Below are 17,719 nucleotides of genomic sequence, written 5' to 3' on the forward strand. Positions count from 1 at the left end.
TTAAGTATCTTAATATCTTATCAGACGGTTTCTAATACGCTTCGCTCGTACGCTTCTGCCTTGTCCAGTTCCGGGTTGTGCTTGCGCTCCCGCGACCACATCGAGTAAATGGCCGGGATAATAAAGAGCGTGAGGATGAGCGAGAAAATAGTGCCTCCCACAATCACGATGCCCATGCCCATGCGGCTTTGCGCGGCAGCGCCCAGTGCCAGCGCGATAGGCAGCGCACCCAGGGCAATGGCCAGACTCGTCATCAGGATTGGGCGTAGGCGGGCTTCCGAGGCTTCCAGGATGGCTTCCATTTTAGGCTTGCCCTGTTCCCGCAGCTGGTTGGCAAACTCCACGATCAGGATACCGTTCTTCGTGACGAGCCCGATGAGCATGATCGTGCCGATCTGGCTGAAGATGTTCCAGGTCTGGCCAAAGAGCCACAACGAGAGCATGGCACCGGCCACCGCCATAGGCACGGTCAGGATAATGATGAGCGGGTCTACAAAGCTTTCGAACTGGGCGGCAAGTATGAGGTAGATCAGCAGCAGAGCCAGGCCAAAGGCGAACATCGTATTCGAGCCGCTTTCCACAAAGTCACGCGATTCGCCGCCAAGGTCGGTGGAGAAAGACTCGTCCAGTACTTTTGCTTTCACACGGTCCATGGCCTCAATGCCGTCTCCAATACTTTTGCCCGGCGCCAGGCCTGCTGAAATAGTAGCGGCCATGTAACGGTTGTTGTGGTAAAGCTGCGGCGGGCTGCTGCGCTCGGTCATGGTGACCAGGTTATCCAGTTGCACGAGCTCGCCGGTATTGCTGCGCACAAAAAGCGATGTCAAATCCAGCGGGTCGTTGCGGTCGGGTCGGTCAAACTGTCCCATCACCTGGTACTGGCGGCCGTTCATCAGAAAGTACCCGAAGCGCTGGCCGCTGAGCGATAACTGCAGCGTTTGGGCCACATCGATCACCGACACGCCTAAGCTCTGCGCTTTTTCACGGTCGATGGAGATGTTGATCTCCGGCTTGTTGAATTTGAGGTTTACGTCTACGTTGGTGAAGGTCGGATCTTTGCTGGCCTCTTCCATAAATTCGGGTATCTTCTCCTCCAGCTTCTGGAAGTTAGGCGCCTGAATGATGTACTGAATCGGCTGACCGCCGCGGCGGTTCACCGAGATAGTGGGCTGCTGCGTAACCATGATCCGTCCTTCCGAATATTTACGCGTCAGGCCGGTCAGGTAATCGGCGACCTCTTTTTGCGAGCGCTCCCGTTTGTCCGGCGACACCAGCGCCATGCGCATCATACCGTTGTTCACGGAGCCTGCCCCGCCCCAGCCCGGCGAGGTGATCACCAGGTTCACGGCTTTTTCAGGCACCGAGTCGTTTACCAGCTGCGTGAGCTCTTTCATAAAACGGTCGGTATACTCGTAAGAGGCACCTTCCGGGGCAGTTACCTGCACCCGCATCAGACTTCTGTCATCGTAGGGGGCGGTTTCTTTCTGCAGGATCGTATAAAATAAGCCGATCAGGCCAATACAGGCCACTAGGATCGGGAAGCTCAGCCACTTACGCTTCATAAAACCGCTCAGGGCGCTAGCGTAACCGGTGTTCAGTTTCTCGTAGTATGGCTCTGTTATTTCATAGAAGCGCGATTTTTTCTGATGGCCGCCTTTCATCAGGTAGGCGTTCAGCATGGGCGTGAGGGTAAGCGATACGAACGCCGAGATAAGCACGGCCGCACCGATCACCACCCCGAACTCGCGGAACAGGCGCCCCACAAAGCCCTCCAAGAAGATAACGGGCAGGAACACTGCCGCCAGCGTGATCGAGATCGAAATAACGGCCAGAAAGATCTCATTGGATCCTTTGATAGCTGCTTCTATCGGCGACATGCCTTCTTCCACTTTCTTAAAGATGTTTTCGGTTACCACGATACCGTCATCCACCACCAGGCCGGTGGCTAGTACCACCGCCAGCAGGGTGAGCACGTTTACCGAGAAGCCGCAGAGGTACATGATAAAAAAGGTGGCGATGAGCGAAACCGGGATGTCTATGAGCGGCCGGAAAGCAATGCCCCAGTCGCGGAAAAACAGGTAAATGATCAGGATAACCAGCACTAGCGCGATGAGGATGGTTTCGGCCACCTCGGTTACCGACTGCTTGATAAAGATGGTGTTATCCATCGCAATATCCAGCTTGATGTCTTCGGGCAGATCTTTTTTGAGTTTCTCGAACTGCTCATAAAATTTTTCAGAGATATCAAGGTAGTTGGTGCCTGGCTGCGGAATGATAGCCATACCCACCATCGGCTGGCCTGATTCGGCCATTTTTGTTTCCAGGTTCTCCGGGCCAAGCTCTGCTGTACCCAAATCACTGAAGCGGATGAGTTTGTTGCCGTCCGATTTTACGATCAGGTTGTTGAACTGCTCGGCCGTAGACAGGTTGCCCAGCGTTTTTACCACCAGCTCGGTGTTCTCGCCACTGATCTTGCCTGAGGGCAGCTCTACGTTTTCGCGGTTCAGGGCGGTGCGCACATCGCCCACGGTCAGGCCATAGGAGGCCAGCTTCATAGGGTCCAGCCAGAGGCGCATGGCATAGCGCTGCTGCCCCCAGATCTGCACGCTACTCACGCCCGGGATGGTTTGCAACCGCTGTGAGATCACGTTCTCGGCATAATCGCTAAGTTGGAGCTGGTCGCGGTTGGGACTTTGCACCGTCATAGTAATAATAGGCTCCGAGTCGGCATCGGCTTTGGAAACCACCGGCGGGGCATCAATATCCTGGGGCAGGCTTCGTACCGCCTGCGATACTTTGTCGCGCACGTCGTTGGCGGCCTCTTCCAGGTTCTTGTCCAGGTTAAACTCGATGTTGATGTTGCTGCGGCCCTGGTTACTTGTCGAGGAAATGTTGCGGATGCCATCGATGGAGTTAATAGCTTTTTCGAGCGGTTCGGTTATCTGCGACTCGATGATATCGGCATTAGCCCCTGAATAACTGGTACTGACCGAAACGATGGCCGGGTCGATGGACGGATACTCGCGCACGCCCAGAAAGCTATACCCGATAAAGCCGAACAGAATCAGCATCAGGTTGATCACGATCGTGAAAACGGGCCGCTTTATACTTGTGGTGGATAAACTCATACTTCTCGCGCTTATGCTATCTAATTCTTTCCAACAGCTACTTTAACAGGGCTTCCTTCTTTCAGGGTCATAATTCCGGTGGTTAGTACCGTGTCGCCAGGCTGTAGGCCGGCCGTAATCAGGACATCTTTCTGGGTGCGGGTAGAGGCCTCTACCATGGTTTCCTTGGCTTTGCCGTCTTTGGCTATAAAGACCTTTTTGCCGTTCTGCACCGGGATAATAGCTTCCGAAGGAATCAGGAGGGCATCAGGTATCACCGCTAAAGGCAGTTCGATGTTGGCAAAGGAGCCGGGCCGAAGCTCACCATCAGGGTTAGCGGCGCGTGCCCGCAGCTGCAGCGTACGGCTGCTGGCTTCTATGCCGGGCTCTATGGCATACACTGTGGCCGTATACTTTTTGTCGGAGCCGGCTACTGTAAAGCTCAGCGTTGTTTTTTCTTTTACCTGCGAGGCATACTTCTCCGGCACGGAAAACGAGATCTTCACTGGGTCGGTGCTTACCAGGTTAGCGATCACGGTTTCGGGCGAAAGGTAGGAGCCCTGCGAAATGGAGCGCAATCCGATGCGGCCTGTGAAAGGAGCCCGGATGGTGGTTTTAGCCAGTTGCGCCTCGATGAGCTGCGACTGGGCGCGGGCAGATTTGAGTTCGGCGCTGGCCACATCATACTCTTCCTGGCTGATAGCTTCCTTTTTGAGGAGCAGGCCGGCGCGCCGTTCATTCTCGGCAGCCAGGCTCTGGCGGGTCTGGGCCTGGGCCAGTTGGGCACGCAGCTCCGAATCATCAATCTTTAGCAGCACCTGGCCTTTGCTAACCGGGCTTCCTTCTTCAAAAGAAATGGTGCGTACCAGCCCCGACACCTGGCCGCGAAGGGCCACCTGCTCATTGGCTTCGATAGAGCCTGAAACGGCAAGTGCGTTTGAGAAAGACTCCGGTTTTACTACCACGCCGTTTACGCGCATGGCGCCGCCCTTGCCCGGACCTCCGGGACCGCCCGGGCCGCCTCCTGGTCCGCCGCCTTCGCCTTTGTTAGCTTTAATGCGATAGGCTACCAGGGCGCCAAATCCAAGTATAAGTATGGCGTAAACGATGTATTTGATCTTCATGATTTTGTTGGGTGTTTTTTAGTTTTAGCGTGCCGTAGCCGTCTGGAATATTGCGGTAGTAGTTTTTTCAGAAATAATAAGCAGAAGCAAGGGTTAAGAGCTTCTTAGAAGTATGGTCTGCCTGCGTATTGCATTAAATAAATAAGTATTGTTTACAAGTATGGCCTGAAAACCACTGCCTGTAACAGGCCGGGCCCGGCTGGTATACTTAATAACCCGAAACCCTTTGAGGAGATTCCGGGTAATGCCGGTCTGTAGCAGACTTTTAGTCGTTTAAAGTTACAACGTTATCTATATATTTAAAACCGACACGGGTTTTACTCTACAAACAGGCGCAATTGTAAGACAAACAGTAAGTAATTAGGTTTAAATTGACAGAATAAAAATATTGTATGGCAGCTGCAAAAGAGAATTTTTTTGAGAACGTGTACCAGGTAGTACAGCTCATCCCCAAAGGGCGGGTAACGTCTTACGGCGCCATTGCCGCTTACCTGGGCGCCAAGGGCTCTGCCCGCATGGTTGGATGGGCCCTGATCGCCTCGCATCCGCATACAAAAATACCTGCCCACCGCGTGGTAAACCGCAATGGCCTGCTAACAGGCAAGCAGCACTTCGACGAAATGAACGCCATGCAGCAACGCCTGGAAGAAGAGGGCGTGAAAGTGGAAAACGACAAGGTGGTGGACTTCGGAAACCTGTTCTGGGACCCGGCAAAAGAGCTGCTCTAACAGGCCCAAAACGTATCCACACAAGTATAAAAGAGGGGAAATAGGACAGGAATCCAATCCTGGCTGTCAGACCAGTTCCTGCAGCAGGTTCGCTAAGTCGAGGGGTTTGGTATACATTTCCAGCGAGCCGTCCGGCTTTTGTGGCCATTGTTCTTTGGGGCGATCCCAGTAGAGCTCCACGCCGTTTTTATCCGGATCATTGAGGTACAGGGCTTCCGAAACGCCATGGTCCGAGGCACCGGTCAAGGGGTAGTTGGCCTCGAGTAAGCGCTGCAAAATGGCTGCCAGGTCTTTGCGGGTAGGGTAGAGAATGGCCGTATGAAACAAACCAACCCCGTTTCGGGGAGCTGGCGGGGCATTTTTGCTATACCACACGTTCAGCCCTATATGATGGTGGTAGCCGCCCGCCGATATAAAAGCTGCCTCCTCGCCATAGTTGGTGGTCAGCTCAAAGCCCAGGATGCCGCAGTAAAAATCAAGTGAGCGCTGGAGGTCGGCCACCTTGAGGTGCACATGCCCGATGCGGGTGTCTTTTGGAATAATATACGCCGGTTGGTTGCTCATACTTGTTTTTCTGCTTTGTGGGACCGTTGTACGTTTGTACGTCAGTGCGAAGTATAAGATGGCGGTAGGGCCAGGGTGATGGCCCTACCGCCCAGATGACCGCATAACAGGCTGCAGAAATCCCCTCCGTCCTGCACATTATTTGCAACCAGCCTGGACGTAGTCGCACAATCTCAGCCACCTTACAAGCCGGCAATTTTTTGCTGAAGACAATGGTATTCGTAAGCAATAGCAGAGTCGCCTGTATCTTCGAGGGTGCGCACTACCTTTTTAAAGGAGCCATCCGGGAAAAAGAAGTAGCGCAGGTGCAGCTCCTGGTCCTGTTTTCTTCTTTTGCCGTTTAACTGCCACTGCCGCTTCAGGGGTTCCAGGTCTATCATAGCGAAGTCGGGGTCCCATTTGCCTGCAAACATGACGGTGGCATGCCCTTCCGTGTCGTACTGCACAAACTCAAAGCGGCTTTTGTTTGTGTCGTAGCGCAGCATCCCTTCTACGTGCTTTACAGAGCCATCCGGTTGTTCAATATCAAACTCCTCGCGCAAGGCCTTGTTTTGGTGCAGGCTGTAGCGTACCGTACCCGATGTTTCAAAAAAACGCTGCTGCTCCGGCTGCCAGATGAGCGTTTTTACCATGCGGGTGCCATACATCCTGTTAAAGAGGCTCATGGCGTTTTTAAGAGTAAAGCTTTTGCTTTTTTGTGCCTGCGTGGTTACAGGCATTGTTGCGGCCAGCAGCAAAGCGGCCAGCAGAAAAATTACGGTCTTTTTCATAGCTTTCATTTATTTAGGTGATAGTAGTCGCGCTGGTATTGGTCCGGTGTAATGGGCCGGAGAACAGTATAAAGATAGATTGGGAAAAGGGAGGGTTGCTTTGTTTAGACAAACAGGATAAAAAATAGGCTTTATCCTGTAATTGTTTTTACCAACACGGCAAGGCCTTGCTGCCTTATCGACGAAACAGCCGAAGTAGGGGGAAAGTAAGTCTCGTAATGGCGGTTTATAAATAATATTCCCCTGCAACTGATATCTTTCCCGAAATCAGTTGCAGGGGAGTATAGCGCAGGATGTACACAAACAGCCTTTATAGCTGCAGGAGTAGAGAGGTGGCGATCATTAAGGTTTTATAGCCAATGTAAGGGCATTGTAGCCTGCAAAAATTCCCATGCCATTTTGAATGTTGTTGGCTACGGGCCCGGGCGGAGTGGCAAAGTTATCTCGGTACGACTGCTTTTCGAGCGTTCTGGCATAGGCATAGTACTCCCGCGTGATATGAGCAACACGCAGGTAGGTGGTTTGCTTGGGCGAGTTGTCCAGGTGCACCCACAGGGTAACGGTTTGACCTTCAAAAAGCTTATCGCTGAAAAAATAGCGGTCTTCCAGGCTAAACTCACTCTCTACGGGATCGGCCAGCTTAAGGCCCACGGATCTGTTATACGGCTTACTTTCCGTATGGCTTGTATCGGGAGTATAGGCTTGCAGATAATAATAATTCTCCTGCCCCGGCGTGTCGGCCAGGGTAAAACTAACGCTGATAGTCGGGCCTTCCCAGGCTGTAGGTGCTACAGCCGTATTCTGGAGATCACGGATAACAGGTGCAGAGGGGATAAACGCGCTGGCCTGAGCAGGGGCAAAGCCCGGGGCTGCTACATGCAGCTCATAGTGCTGCAGAGGGAGGGGCTTCTGATCGGTTTTGTAAATACCATTGCCCCTGTGATGTAACGTATGCAAAGGCTGCCCAGCCTGGTAGACCTGTACGGTTGCATCCGGCAGCTGCTGGTACGTTACATGATCAAAGGCGCTCTGGTTGGCGCTCACATCGACTGTAAACAGGCTGTCTGGGTTGATAACGGCGTTTACAACCAGCTTTGGCTCGTGTGCAGGCAACGGCGTCTCTACGATTGTTTCGCAACTGGTAAGTATAGAAAACAGGCAAAGCAGTAGCTTATACTTTATTTGCTTCATTGGTAATCAATTTAAAATTTGAAACCATAGCTGCATGAAGGAAGCACCGGAAATAGCGAGACCTGGTACAAGTGGCGCCGGGAGCTTCCTTCTCCGCCCGAGCTTGGTTGGCTAAGATGCATGAAGTATGGATTTTTGCGGTTATAAGCATTATACACGGCTATATTCCAGCTGCGCTCGCCCCATTTCTTCTTTTTGGTGTGTGTCAGGCTCAGGTCCAGCCGGTGGTAGGCGGGCATGCGGTAATTGTTGCGTTCGCCCAGGTAATCGACCGTTTCTACGGAAGGGCTCCAGCCCTCGGGATTATAGACAGGTTCATGATAGGCTTTGTAACTGGAAGAAGGCAAGGTTGTTACATAGCCGGTACGATACGTCCAGCTGCCGCCTATACTAAGCTTCTCTGTGAGCTGCTGATTGACCACAAGCGAGAGGCTGTGGCGGCTGTCGTAAGTATAAGGGTACTTCTGGTTAAAATTGATACTATCCATTTGCCGCCAGGCCCAGGATAAGGTATAAGCCAGCCAGCCGGTGGTGTTTCCCTGCCGTTTGCGCAGCAGCCACTCCGAACCGTAGCTCCAGCCTTTGCCACACACGACACGTGTTTCGTAGGGCGGCGACACAAAATTGGCGAAGTTCGTCTCAGGGCCACTGCGGAAGAACTCACCAATAAAATCGGCGCCATCCTTAAACTCAGCCACGTCCTGCATCGCTTTATAGTATAAATCTGATGTTAGCTCCCAGTGCTGCCCCAACACGGTAGCAGCGCCCAGCGTGGCCTGCCAGGAGCGTTGCGGCTTTACTTTAGCAGTGGCTGGTACCCAGATGTCGGTGGGCGTACCGGTGGAAGTATTACTTAGCAGGTGCAGGTACTGGGCCATGGTAGCATAAGAGGCACGTATACTTAGGCCTGATGCAGCAGTATAGCCCAGCGCTAGGCGCGGCTGCAGCGAAGTATAAAATTTTCCTTTAACAGAGAAACCCGAAAAGTGCAGCCTCAGCGTTGCCTGCAGGCGCTCGCTCAGCTGTACACGGTCATCGGCATAAGTATAAAATTCGTGCGCTCGGATGGAGGCGAAAGCGTCGGTGGTGAGGGTATCTGTATCTGTTCGGAGCGAAGTAACCTCCGGTCGGAAGGTATGATAGGTATAGTTGCCGCCAAACCCCACGCTGTGGCGGGCATGGGGTAGGTAATCAAAATCAGCTTTGGCGCCCCAATCCGTTATGCCGGAACTATAGTCTACGAAGCGGTTCAGCTGCGGGCTTTGCACTTCTGTCTGTTGCGCAAAGCGGTAGCGGCTGTAGGTGAGGGTAGTGTTGCTGAAAAGTTTCGGCCCGAAGACGTGGTTCCAGCGGAGGGCGGAAGTGATATTGCCCCAGTGCATTTTATACTTTTGCATCTCATCACCGCCAGCATTATAGAATTCCTGCTTATCCGAGAAGCTGTCATGGCCGCTGTACACGCTCAGGTACAGCCTGTCGGAGGAGGAGAAAGTATGATTGATTTTGGCATTGAGGTCGTAGAAGTTATAACGGCTGATGTCTTCCCCGCTAATGGCTGCTGCGGCTGTCGTAAGCGCATCGAGGTAAGTGCGTCGTGCCGCCACCAGGAATGACGTTTTCTCATTTCTGACAGGCCCCTCCAGCAGCAGCCTGGAAGAAATCAACCCTACAGCCCCAGCTCCGGCAAATTGCCGGTTATTGCCCTCCTTCAGCTGCGCATCCACCACCGACGAGAGCCTGCCGCCATATGGCGCCGGAAATCCTCCTTTTATCAGCTCCACCGACTTGAGGGCATCCGGGTTAAACACCGAAAACATACCAAGCAGGTGCGATACATTGTATACCGGCACACCGTCCTGCAGAATTAGGTTCTGGTCGGGGCTGCCGCCCCGAACGATCAGGTCGGAAGATCCTTCACGGCCTGCCAGCACGCCGGGCATCAGCTGCATTGCTTTTACGGCATCAGCTTCGCCCAGCAGGCGCGGCAGCTGCTTTACCTCGGAGCCGCGCATGCTAAGCCGGTTGGCCTGCTCCAGGTCTGTTGCTTTTTCTGCTACTATACTCACTTCCTGCATTTCGTTAGCGAGAGGCTGAAGCGCCAGTTGGAGTGTTGTATCTGAGGTTAAATGCTGAAGCGAAAGAATAAGCGGCTCATACCCCAGATAACGCACCTGCACCTGCATCGTACCCGCAGGCACGGTTATACTATAAAAGCCATAGATGTTGGAGGTGGTACCGGCAGTGCCATTTGCGATAACAGCCCCTGGCAGGTTTTCGCCGGAAGTTGTATCGGTTACATGCCCGCTAAGCGTAACGCGGGTTTTCTTTTCTTTTTTAACAGGCCCAAGTATAACTTGGTTACCAACAATGGAATAGCCCGTGTTGGTATGTTGCAACAGTTTGTCCAGCACCTGGCGTAGCGGCTGGTTCTCTGCATTTATACTTACTTGAGTCTGCAGGGGCACCAGGTCGTTGCCATAGGAAAAGGCTATATTATACTTTTTTGATAGAGCTGAGAGTACCTCCTGCAGCGGAACAGATGTCTTGCTAACAGACACCCGCCGGTCCAGTATGGAGGTTTGTGCCAGTACTGAAAAAGCAAGGCAGAGCCAGCCTATGCCCAGGCATAGTAATCGTTTGTTCATATCTTGGGTTTAAGAATGAGTTTGCTTTACCGGCAGCCTTCCCCGGCTAGTATATAAGTATGGTCGTTTTGCTTGGTGCTCCGGACTTGCAGCGATACTTCCAGAACTTGCAGCACCTCCTGCAGGTTGTCGCCCCGGAATGTGCCGGTGAAGCGGCAATTTCCAACGGCCGGGCTCTGGAGCTCCAGTTTTACATGGTAATAGCGCTCCAATACAGCCAGCACCTCTTGTAGAGGCTCCCCGTTAAATTGCAGCTCATGCGTTTTCCAGGCCCAGGCGTTTTTATCTGTAAGGCTATACTTGCGGATGCTGTTTTGTTGCGTGTTCAGGGTTGCGGCATAGCCGGGTGTTACAATAACCCGGGCAGCGCCGTTGATGGCTGTAAAAGCTACTCTTCCGGTGGCTACGGCAAGTTCGACTTCTGCGCCGGGGTAAGCTCGTAAGTTAAAAGAAGTGCCCAGTACCTGTGTTTTTGTCGCTTCTGTTTCGATAACGAAAGGGTGCTGCGGATTTCTTGTCACCTCGAAAAATGCCTCACCTTTTAGATATACTTCCCGCTGCCTGCCGTCAAAATCAGGGTCATAGGCAAGTGTACTTTCTTTGTTGAGCCATACCCGGCTGCTGTCCGGAAGTATAACCGTTATTTGTTTGTTGCCGGACGCCACAACTTGCATCCCATAAAAAGGAAAGAAGTATAGCTTTATAACCCAGGCCAGCCCGATAAGTATAGCAACGGAAGCAGCCACGCGCAGCACCTGGCGGTACAGCGGAATGACGTTTGCCTCCTTCACTTGCGAGGACTGCTGCAGCCTGGACCGTATTTTCTGCCAGGCAGCATCCGTGTCGGGAGCCGGGGCAGTAGCGGGCGTTGTCAGGTGCCAGAGCTGTTGCTGCAATTTGTACTGCGCTTCGTGCGCCGGATCCTGTGCTAACCAGTGGCGCAGCGCTTTCTCTTCGGCAGGCGTTGCCTTGCCTTCCAAGCTTTTAGCGGCTATGTCCCAGTAGTAGTTGCTCTCCATGGCACGACGTGCAGGTTGAAAATAGATGAATCTTTTAAGTAACAAGTAGTAGGCTGGCAATCCATTCAAGAAGTCTTGTGCTGCATGTCCTGCTACCTATACCACTTTTATTAATGACAGTTGAAAGTACAGGTACCGCTACGCCATCAGGAAAAAAATCTGAAAATAATTTGGCAGACCACCAGAAGCAGGCTCAGTAGCACCTTCCGAAGTATAGCAAGCGCTTTTTTGATGTGGTTATCCACCGTATTGGGGGAGATGTTCAGGAAAGCAGCAATTTCTTTGTGGCTCATTTCCTCGTAGCGGCTTAGCAGGAAGACTTTCCTGCACATGGGCGGCAGCGCATCTATACTTTGCTGTACTTTTTTCTGCAATTCCTGCAGCTCCAGTTCCTGCCCGGCGGGTGTAGTTTGGTCTTGTTCCTGCTGGTATTGCTTTGCTATTTCCCATCTTCGTTTCTGGGAGCCGGCATAGTTCAGGGCTTTGTTAATAGCAGCCCGGTGCAGATAGGCCTCCGGGTTATCGATGGCCTGCCCGTCTTTCTTGTTCCAGAACTGTACGAACACCTCCTGCACCAGGTCCTCGGTCGCATCCATATCACCCAGCATGCGGTGCACGCGCTGGCACAGGCGCTTGTAGTTGCGCCGGAACAGGGTTTCGTACTCCTGTAAGTTTTGTGATGGATTAGACATGATGCAGGTAAACGCAGGCTAAAGTATGAATTCCTGCGGATTTATTTAAAATGCTTTATGTCGGATGGCTGCAGAAGCTTTTTAGGAACCAGCGCTAGTACAGCGCTGTTGGGCAGGCAGAAGCTGCCGCTAAGCGCATGTTGCGGCCCATCGGTCTAAAACAAACCGGGGCACAGTAGCGGCATGCAGCAGAAAGTATACCTTTGTAAAATGGAGATAAAGTTGACCGCGGCCAGCACCCTGGAGGCTGGCACCACCTGGAGCCTGCCCGAAGTACGCAACATCACGCAAAGCCGCGTGGTGCAGCATGTGTTCTTCTGGGTAGTATACGTGGTGTTTTTTGGTTTGCTCTACGGCAGCTACATCGATGACTACTACAATGCCTTTATGGTGGAGCTAGTAGAGCTGCCTTTTAAAATCGGACTGGTATACTTTAACATGTACTACCTGATGCCGCGCTACTTGCTGCAAAAGCGCTACCTGGAGTTCTTTTTCTACCTGCTCTTGCTCATGGCCCTGATCACGGCGCTGATGCAGTTTGTGTTGCTGCCTTTTCTCATCCACCCGATGTTTTGCCCCACCACCTGCACCGAAGACAACCTGACCTTTTACCGCTTTGTAAAGAACGGCGTCAACATCAGTTATGTGGTGGCCATTACGGCTGTGATCGCGCTGCTCAAGAACTGGTACAGCCACCAGCAGGCGGCCCGCGATCTGACCCAGGACAAGCTCGAAGCGGAGCTGAAGGTGCTCAAAGGCCAGATCCACCCGCACTTCCTCTTCAACACGCTCAATAGTTTATACTCGCTCACGCTGAAGAAATCGGATAACGCGCCCGAAGTAGTCCTCAAACTCTCGAGCCTGATGGATTATATGCTGTATGCTGCCAATGCTGCCACCGTGCCCCTGGAAAAAGAACTTGAATACATCCGCAATTATATTTCGCTGGAGCGCATCCGCTATGGCGAACGCGTGGACGTGTGCTTTACCGAGACCGGAAGTATAACCGGCCGGCAGGTAGCGCCCATGATGTTGCTGCCCTTCGTGGAAAATGCCTTTAAGCATGGTGTGAGCACCGAAACCGGAAATGCCTGGATCCGCATCGATGTGAAAGTGCAGGAAAATAAATTGGTGCTGCTGGTGGAGAACTGCAAATGCGGCGAGCGGGCCAGCCACTCTACCCGCGACATGGCCTCCGGCATTGGCCTTAAAAACCTGCGCCGCCGCCTGGAGCTGCTCTACGAAGGCTGCTATACCCTGGAAACTGAAGACGAGCCCGACAGCTATGCGGCGCGCCTGGAGCTGGACCTGGGGGAGGAGTAAGGTACTAAGCACCCGTACAGGTTAATGATCCTTCTTCTGTCGCGCTTTCGGATTTGTAAGCCGAAAGTTTTTAAAGTTCTAATTATCAGGATTTATAATCCGCTTTTATACTTTGCGCGTTACTGTAATGCTGCTGCAAAGCAGCCAGGCATCGGATGGCAGTTCCTCGTAGTCCCTGTTTTCGGTTCACAAACCCGAAAAACGGAATTGAGTAAATGCCTCCGGCCGCAGTTTATACCTTACGAGCCCTTTATTTTTGTTTAGATACCTGAAAGATGAATAAAGTACGCTGCATGATTGTGGATGACGAGCCCCTGGCGCTGGATGTGCTGGAAACCTTTATCCAACGGCTGGATAACCTGGAACTGGTGTGCCGCTGCAATAACGCTGTGGATGCCTACAACTGCCTGCAAAATGAGCACATCGATCTGATGTTTCTCGATATCCAGATGCCTAAACTCACAGGAATTGATTTTCTAAAGTCGCTGCCACAGCCGCCCAAAGTGATCTTTACCACCGCTTACCGTGATTATGCGCTGGACAGCTATGAACTGAACGCCGTGGATTACCTGCTCAAGCCCATTGCCTTTGAGCGCTTTCTTAAAGCGGTGGCCAGGGTTACGCCACAGGAGCAGCCTAGCAGCAGGCCCACCGAAGTTGCGGCACCGGTTGCGACAGCGCCCACCGCTTCCGCCACTCCCTACCACGAAGCGTTCATTTACCTGAAAGCTGACAAGAAAATGGTAAAGGTGATGCTCTCCGAGATCCTCTACATCGAAAGCCTGAAAGACTATATCCGCGTAAAAACAGAAAGCCGCGAAATTATCTCATACCAGAAAATAAGCTTCCTGGAAGAGAAACTGCCTGCCGATAAATTCCTGCGCATTCACCGCTCCTTTATTATTGCCCTGGATAAGATTCAGGCTTTTTCGGCTACGGCTGTAGACATTGGCAAGAGCGAGATCCCCATCGGGCGCTTTTATAAAAACGAAGTCCTCCAGATCCTCGGCCAGAACAATCTGCTGGAAAACTGAAAAGTTAGAAAGTTAAAGAGTTAGAAACTGATCCAGGTGTAACGTATAGCGATTTGTCTGGTTAAATCGTAAGTTATCTGCAACTGAAGGTAGAAGGAGGAGCAAAACGGTGTACTCATTTATAATGCTCTGGCTCTTTAACTTTTTAACTCGCTAACTTTTTAACTCACCCGTGTACATCTCCCGAAAGAAGATCTTTTATCCCATATCCGAAGGCCTGCGCCGATACCTGCATCACTACGACCGTGAAACAAAGTTGCCGGTGCATTACGAGGATCTGCTGCATTACACCGATTCGTTTCCATACTACGATAAGAAAGGGCAGGACACGCTGTGGGAGTCGGTAATGTATGAGCAGCAAACGCAGCAGGAGTTGAACACCGGCCTGACGATGATCTACGCATTGCTGAAAACTGACGGCGATATGTCGGTAATGGAGCACCTCTACGTCTCGCGCATCGATTACTGCACATTTGGCAACTCCCACCCGTGGCGGGTGCAGATCATGAACCAACTCAACGACAACTACGACTATTTTTATGTGAAACGGGCCGATGCCTCGCGCGTGTATGGCCTGGAGTTGGAGCACATCCTCTCGCCGAGCCGCATTAACTATCTGGTAGATGGCGACACGATCATTGAAGAGCATATTGCCGGCATTCCGGGCGATGTGTTTATCAAGGAGGTGCTGGAGCGCAAGGCGACCAACAAGGTGCGCATTGCCAAGGAGTTTGTGAAATTTAACGAGCGCTGTTTCATCCGGCTGCTGGGTGATATGCGCGCGTATAACTATGTGGTAGACGTGACCCCTGATTTTGAGGACGAGCAGTACCGCGTGCGCCCCATCGATTTTGATCAGCAGTCGTATGAAGGGCGCAAGACCATGTATTTGCCGCAATTCTTTAAAGACAATAACCCCCTTGTGGCGTTGGTAACCAAACTGCTGAAACCCGAAACCGTGAAGCAGTACCAGAACGAGGAGCGCACGCTCATGTTCCGTCGCCTACGCTCGGCCCGCTATCGCCTCAAAGACCTGATCGACTGCATGCGCCGCGACACCGTCTCAACGCCGGAAAAATTAGCGCAGCTAAAAGAAGAACTGGCCCGCCACCACCATTCCAACGAATTTCTCAGATGCAACAACATGGGCGACCTGGTGCGCCTGCACCTGAAAGTTATCCTCACAAAAACGCCTAAGGGCAAGCGACTTTAGGTGCCAAATTAAGTATAAGGACAGCATATCTGTCTGGTTTCTAAGTATAACTGGCTTAGCTCAAGCCTTACAAATCATCCCCCTGCCCCCTTCAAAGGGAACAATTTCTGCTATTGTTATTTATACTTTATACTTCGTTGTGGCTTTGCCTTGCAGGTAGAAAATGCTGTTGTTGAATGCTTTTACTGATGTCCCCCTTTCGAAGGGGGAAGGGGGATGATATCCAGTAGCAGCAGTGCCCGTCACATTTCTGAAAGGTAGCTGAATTGCACAAAGTATAATTCACTCACTAACAACCACGCCTTACAGCCTCTCCAGGTCTTTTCGGGTACGCTCGCTATCGGGCAGGTTGCCGGTGTTTAGGGTGGCAGCCGGCTCAAACATCAGCACCTGGGCTTCCTCGCTGGCTACCGGCTTGTGTTCTACGCCGCGCGGCACAATGATGCATTCGCCCGGCTGCAGGGTTACTACTTTGTCGCGGAAGTGCAGCTCGAACTCGCCTTTAATCACCATAAAAAATTCGTCTTCGTTTTCGTGGTGGTGCCACTCAAAAGGGCCCAGGAACCGGGCGATCTTGACCTGCTGGCCGTTCAGTTCCCCAATTACGCGCGGGTTCCAGTGGTCGCTGAACAAACTGAACTTCTCGGCAATGTTTATTTTCGTTATTTCCGACTTTTCCATATAAGTGATTTATATCATCTGTTTTTATTTGGACTGATTCTAAATAGATACTACCTTTGTAGCAGATAGTTTTCAGGAAAGTGAAGATAAAAGAGAAGATGCAGACCGCCACCGCCTTAGCCGAAATTTATACTTCCGAAGCAGGAGCCGTTTACCAGTGTGACCGGCAAAACCGCCTTTTGCTATCGTATGGCGGAGCGCTTACCGTCATGAAGCTGGATGCTTTCCTGCGCCTGAAAAGAACTGTAGACAGCATCAGCCTGCACGAGATGGCTGCCAGCACCAGCCGCAGCGCTGACCTGGAGATTGTAACCGTATGCGGCTGTGAGCGCTGTTTTATACTTGACTTGCCGCAACTACTGGCCTTTAAAGAACTGCTGGATGGTGCCAAGTTCATGCTCTCGCTTAACAGTGTGCTGCACGAGTGCCTGCAAACAGCAGTGGCTTAACAGTGTTATACTTCCTGTTTTTTAGAAAGCACGGCATGCGTCGTGCTTTTTTATTTAGAATCAAATCATATAGCCATCTGGCAGCCGGCAGGCACAACAAAATTCTCTTAAGGCAGTATCATAAGGGAGGTACACAGGTGGTACCAAGTAGATGCATTGCATGTAACCTGAGCCCTTATGAAAGACTTACTGAGACTACGGACATCCCTGACAGAGGAAATAGAACTGGCCCTGAACAGCCAGATAAAAATGGAAGCTGAATCATCGGCCATTTACCTGGCCATGTCGAGCTGGTGCGACCGCAATGGCTTTGACTTTAGCGCCGGCTATTTTAAAAAGCAGTCGGATGAGGAGCGGGAGCATATGCTGCGCCTCTTTAAATTTGTGTCGGATATGGGTGGCCGGGCGGTTTCGCCGGAAATAACCAACATACAGGTAGAATTTGAATCGTTCCGGAATGTGTTTGAGCAGGCGCTGCAGCAGGAAATTGCTGTTACGCAGTCGTTCAACCGGATTGCAGACCAATGCCAGAAAATGAAGGATTACGTTACCTTCAGCTTTTTGCAGTGGTTCCTGAAAGAGCAGATCGAAGAAGAATATGTGGCCCGTCGCGCGTTGGAGTTGTTTGAAGTGATTGGGGAAGAAGGCACCGGCCAGTATGAAATAGATAAACGCGTACCAAAAATTACGTATGAAAAAACCTATGAATACTAGCGCCTGTACAAAATAGAACTATGTTAAAGCCTTTGGAGAACATCCAAAGGCTTTTTTTAGGTGCTTTCTTTCGGGTTCCGGTGGATAATATGTTCCTGAAAGGCTTCTTTCGCTTTCTCGTCCGTCATTTGCGGCAGCCAGGCATTATCGGGCTGCATGGCTACGACAGGGGCAAAGTCGCAGCGGTCGGTGCAGTCGGTCTTGATCACTTCCACTTTGTCTTTTAAGCCCATCTCCTTGATCATACTTCTGAAAAGCTTGCTTAGGTCTTTGCCGCCTTTCTTCTTGCACTTGCTGCCGGTGCACACATAAATCACTTTATCCGGCGCGTTAAAACTTTTGCTCATGCCATGGTTTACGCATTTGGGGCCAGGTATAGCTAACCGCTGCGCCATACTTTGGTAGTGAGCAAGTATAATCCCTTGATTTTGAAGGCATAAAAATGCCCCGGCTTGCAAGGACCGG

The 17,719-nt window shown here is 51.7% G+C and carries 16 protein-coding genes; 6 read left to right on the forward strand and 10 right to left on the reverse strand.

The features are described from left to right. Positions 1 to 20 precede the first annotated feature (20 nt). Together LWL52_RS02235 and LWL52_RS02240 are read right to left on the reverse strand one after the other, a co-directional pair. A complete protein-coding gene (locus tag LWL52_RS02235; protein ID WP_242916508.1) occupies positions 21 to 3,128 on the reverse strand; it encodes an efflux RND transporter permease subunit in 3,108 nt (1,035 codons plus the stop codon). Positions 3,129 to 3,148: 20 nt separating this feature from the next. Further along, complete coding sequence (locus LWL52_RS02240) at positions 3,149 to 4,231, reverse strand: efflux RND transporter periplasmic adaptor subunit (RefSeq protein WP_242916510.1); 1,083 nt, start codon at positions 4,229 to 4,231, stop codon at positions 3,149 to 3,151. Positions 4,232 to 4,623: 392 nt separating this feature from the next. Here LWL52_RS02240 and LWL52_RS02245 point away from each other — a divergent pair, with 392 nt between their 5' ends. Further along, a complete protein-coding gene (locus LWL52_RS02245; protein WP_242916512.1) occupies positions 4,624 to 4,959 on the forward strand; it encodes an MGMT family protein in 336 nt (111 codons plus the stop codon). A 66-nt stretch (positions 4,960 to 5,025) separates the two neighbouring features. Here the strand turns inward: LWL52_RS02245 and LWL52_RS02250 are convergent, their stop codons facing one another. From LWL52_RS02250 to LWL52_RS02275, 6 genes are all read right to left on the reverse strand, one after another. After that, positions 5,026 to 5,523: a VOC family protein gene (locus LWL52_RS02250; protein WP_242916514.1), complete on the reverse strand. Its 498-nt coding sequence runs from the start codon at positions 5,521 to 5,523 to the stop codon at positions 5,026 to 5,028. Positions 5,524 to 5,705: 182 nt separating this feature from the next. Continuing rightward, the gene (locus tag LWL52_RS02255) at positions 5,706 to 6,293 is read right to left on the reverse strand and encodes a hypothetical protein (protein ID WP_242916516.1); all 588 of its coding nucleotides are present in this window, start codon (positions 6,291 to 6,293) and stop codon (positions 5,706 to 5,708) included. A 342-nt stretch (positions 6,294 to 6,635) separates the two neighbouring features. Then, complete coding sequence (locus LWL52_RS02260; RefSeq protein ID WP_242916518.1) at positions 6,636 to 7,484, reverse strand: DUF4249 domain-containing protein; 849 nt, start codon at positions 7,482 to 7,484, stop codon at positions 6,636 to 6,638. A gap of 11 nt (positions 7,485 to 7,495) precedes the next feature. After that, positions 7,496 to 10,129 carry a TonB-dependent receptor gene (locus LWL52_RS02265; protein WP_242916520.1) on the reverse strand — a complete coding sequence of 878 codons (2,634 nt, stop codon included), beginning with the start codon at positions 10,127 to 10,129 and terminating at the stop codon, positions 7,496 to 7,498. 26 nt (positions 10,130 to 10,155) lie between these two features. Continuing rightward, complete coding sequence (locus LWL52_RS02270) at positions 10,156 to 11,148, reverse strand: FecR family protein (protein ID WP_242916522.1); 993 nt, start codon at positions 11,146 to 11,148, stop codon at positions 10,156 to 10,158. Between the two features lie 146 nt (positions 11,149 to 11,294). Beyond that, positions 11,295 to 11,840: an RNA polymerase sigma-70 factor gene (locus LWL52_RS02275; RefSeq protein WP_242916524.1), complete on the reverse strand. Its 546-nt coding sequence runs from the start codon at positions 11,838 to 11,840 to the stop codon at positions 11,295 to 11,297. Between the two features lie 210 nt (positions 11,841 to 12,050). On the opposite strand from LWL52_RS02275, the gene LWL52_RS02280 reads away from it, so the two are divergent. The 3 genes from LWL52_RS02280 (at position 12,051) to LWL52_RS02290 (ending at position 15,410) form a co-directional block, all read left to right on the forward strand. Continuing rightward, positions 12,051 to 13,163 (forward strand): sensor histidine kinase, encoded by a 1,113-nt coding sequence (locus LWL52_RS02280; protein ID WP_242916526.1) that lies wholly within the window; start codon positions 12,051 to 12,053, stop codon positions 13,161 to 13,163. Between the two features lie 275 nt (positions 13,164 to 13,438). Continuing rightward, positions 13,439 to 14,197 carry a LytR/AlgR family response regulator transcription factor gene (locus LWL52_RS02285; protein WP_242916528.1) on the forward strand — a complete coding sequence of 253 codons (759 nt, stop codon included), beginning with the start codon at positions 13,439 to 13,441 and terminating at the stop codon, positions 14,195 to 14,197. Between the two features lie 172 nt (positions 14,198 to 14,369). Continuing rightward, positions 14,370 to 15,410 (forward strand): hypothetical protein, encoded by a 1,041-nt coding sequence (locus LWL52_RS02290; protein ID WP_242916530.1) that lies wholly within the window; start codon positions 14,370 to 14,372, stop codon positions 15,408 to 15,410. Between the two features lie 303 nt (positions 15,411 to 15,713). Here the strand turns inward: LWL52_RS02290 and LWL52_RS02295 are convergent, their stop codons facing one another. Beyond that, positions 15,714 to 16,091, reverse strand: a complete 378-nt coding sequence (locus tag LWL52_RS02295; RefSeq protein ID WP_242916532.1) for a cupin domain-containing protein — start codon at positions 16,089 to 16,091, stop codon at positions 15,714 to 15,716. A gap of 98 nt (positions 16,092 to 16,189) precedes the next feature. Between LWL52_RS02295 and LWL52_RS02300 the strand changes: the two genes are divergently transcribed. Next, the gene (locus LWL52_RS02300; protein WP_242916534.1) at positions 16,190 to 16,540 is read left to right on the forward strand and encodes a hypothetical protein; all 351 of its coding nucleotides are present in this window, start codon (positions 16,190 to 16,192) and stop codon (positions 16,538 to 16,540) included. 177 nt (positions 16,541 to 16,717) lie between these two features. After that, positions 16,718 to 17,254: a ferritin gene (locus LWL52_RS02305; RefSeq protein WP_242916536.1), complete on the forward strand. Its 537-nt coding sequence runs from the start codon at positions 16,718 to 16,720 to the stop codon at positions 17,252 to 17,254. A 56-nt stretch (positions 17,255 to 17,310) separates the two neighbouring features. On the opposite strand, the gene LWL52_RS02310 is transcribed toward LWL52_RS02305, so the two are convergent. Continuing rightward, on the reverse strand, positions 17,311 to 17,649 hold the full coding sequence (locus LWL52_RS02310) for a (2Fe-2S) ferredoxin domain-containing protein (RefSeq protein WP_242916538.1): 339 nt from the start codon (positions 17,647 to 17,649) through the stop codon (positions 17,311 to 17,313). Between the last annotated feature and the right edge of the window lie 70 nt (positions 17,650 to 17,719).

The sequence above is a fragment of the Pontibacter liquoris genome (assembly GCF_022758235.1).
Classification (GTDB): domain Bacteria; phylum Bacteroidota; class Bacteroidia; order Cytophagales; family Hymenobacteraceae; genus Pontibacter; species Pontibacter liquoris.

Coding starts and splice junctions, on each gene's coding strand:
- LWL52_RS02235 (WP_242916508.1), bottom strand. CDS start 3,128: ATGAGTTTATCCACCACAAGTATAAAGCGGCCCGTTTTCACGATCGTG.
- LWL52_RS02265 (WP_242916520.1), bottom strand. CDS start 10,129: ATGAACAAACGATTACTATGCCTGGGCATAGGCTGGCTCTGCCTTGCT.
- LWL52_RS02255 (WP_242916516.1), bottom strand. CDS start 6,293: ATGAAAAAGACCGTAATTTTTCTGCTGGCCGCTTTGCTGCTGGCCGCA.
- LWL52_RS02245 (WP_242916512.1), top strand. CDS start 4,624: ATGGCAGCTGCAAAAGAGAATTTTTTTGAGAACGTGTACCAGGTAGTA.
- LWL52_RS02280 (WP_242916526.1), top strand. CDS start 12,051: ATGGAGATAAAGTTGACCGCGGCCAGCACCCTGGAGGCTGGCACCACC.
- LWL52_RS02305 (WP_242916536.1), top strand. CDS start 16,718: ATGAAAGACTTACTGAGACTACGGACATCCCTGACAGAGGAAATAGAA.
- LWL52_RS02300 (WP_242916534.1), top strand. CDS start 16,190: ATGCAGACCGCCACCGCCTTAGCCGAAATTTATACTTCCGAAGCAGGA.
- LWL52_RS02275 (WP_242916524.1), bottom strand. CDS start 11,840: ATGTCTAATCCATCACAAAACTTACAGGAGTACGAAACCCTGTTCCGG.
- LWL52_RS02310 (WP_242916538.1), bottom strand. CDS start 17,649: ATGGCGCAGCGGTTAGCTATACCTGGCCCCAAATGCGTAAACCATGGC.
- LWL52_RS02270 (WP_242916522.1), bottom strand. CDS start 11,148: ATGGAGAGCAACTACTACTGGGACATAGCCGCTAAAAGCTTGGAAGGC.
- LWL52_RS02285 (WP_242916528.1), top strand. CDS start 13,439: ATGAATAAAGTACGCTGCATGATTGTGGATGACGAGCCCCTGGCGCTG.
- LWL52_RS02295 (WP_242916532.1), bottom strand. CDS start 16,091: ATGGAAAAGTCGGAAATAACGAAAATAAACATTGCCGAGAAGTTCAGT.
- LWL52_RS02250 (WP_242916514.1), bottom strand. CDS start 5,523: ATGAGCAACCAACCGGCGTATATTATTCCAAAAGACACCCGCATCGGG.
- LWL52_RS02240 (WP_242916510.1), bottom strand. CDS start 4,231: ATGAAGATCAAATACATCGTTTACGCCATACTTATACTTGGATTTGGC.
- LWL52_RS02260 (WP_242916518.1), bottom strand. CDS start 7,484: ATGAAGCAAATAAAGTATAAGCTACTGCTTTGCCTGTTTTCTATACTT.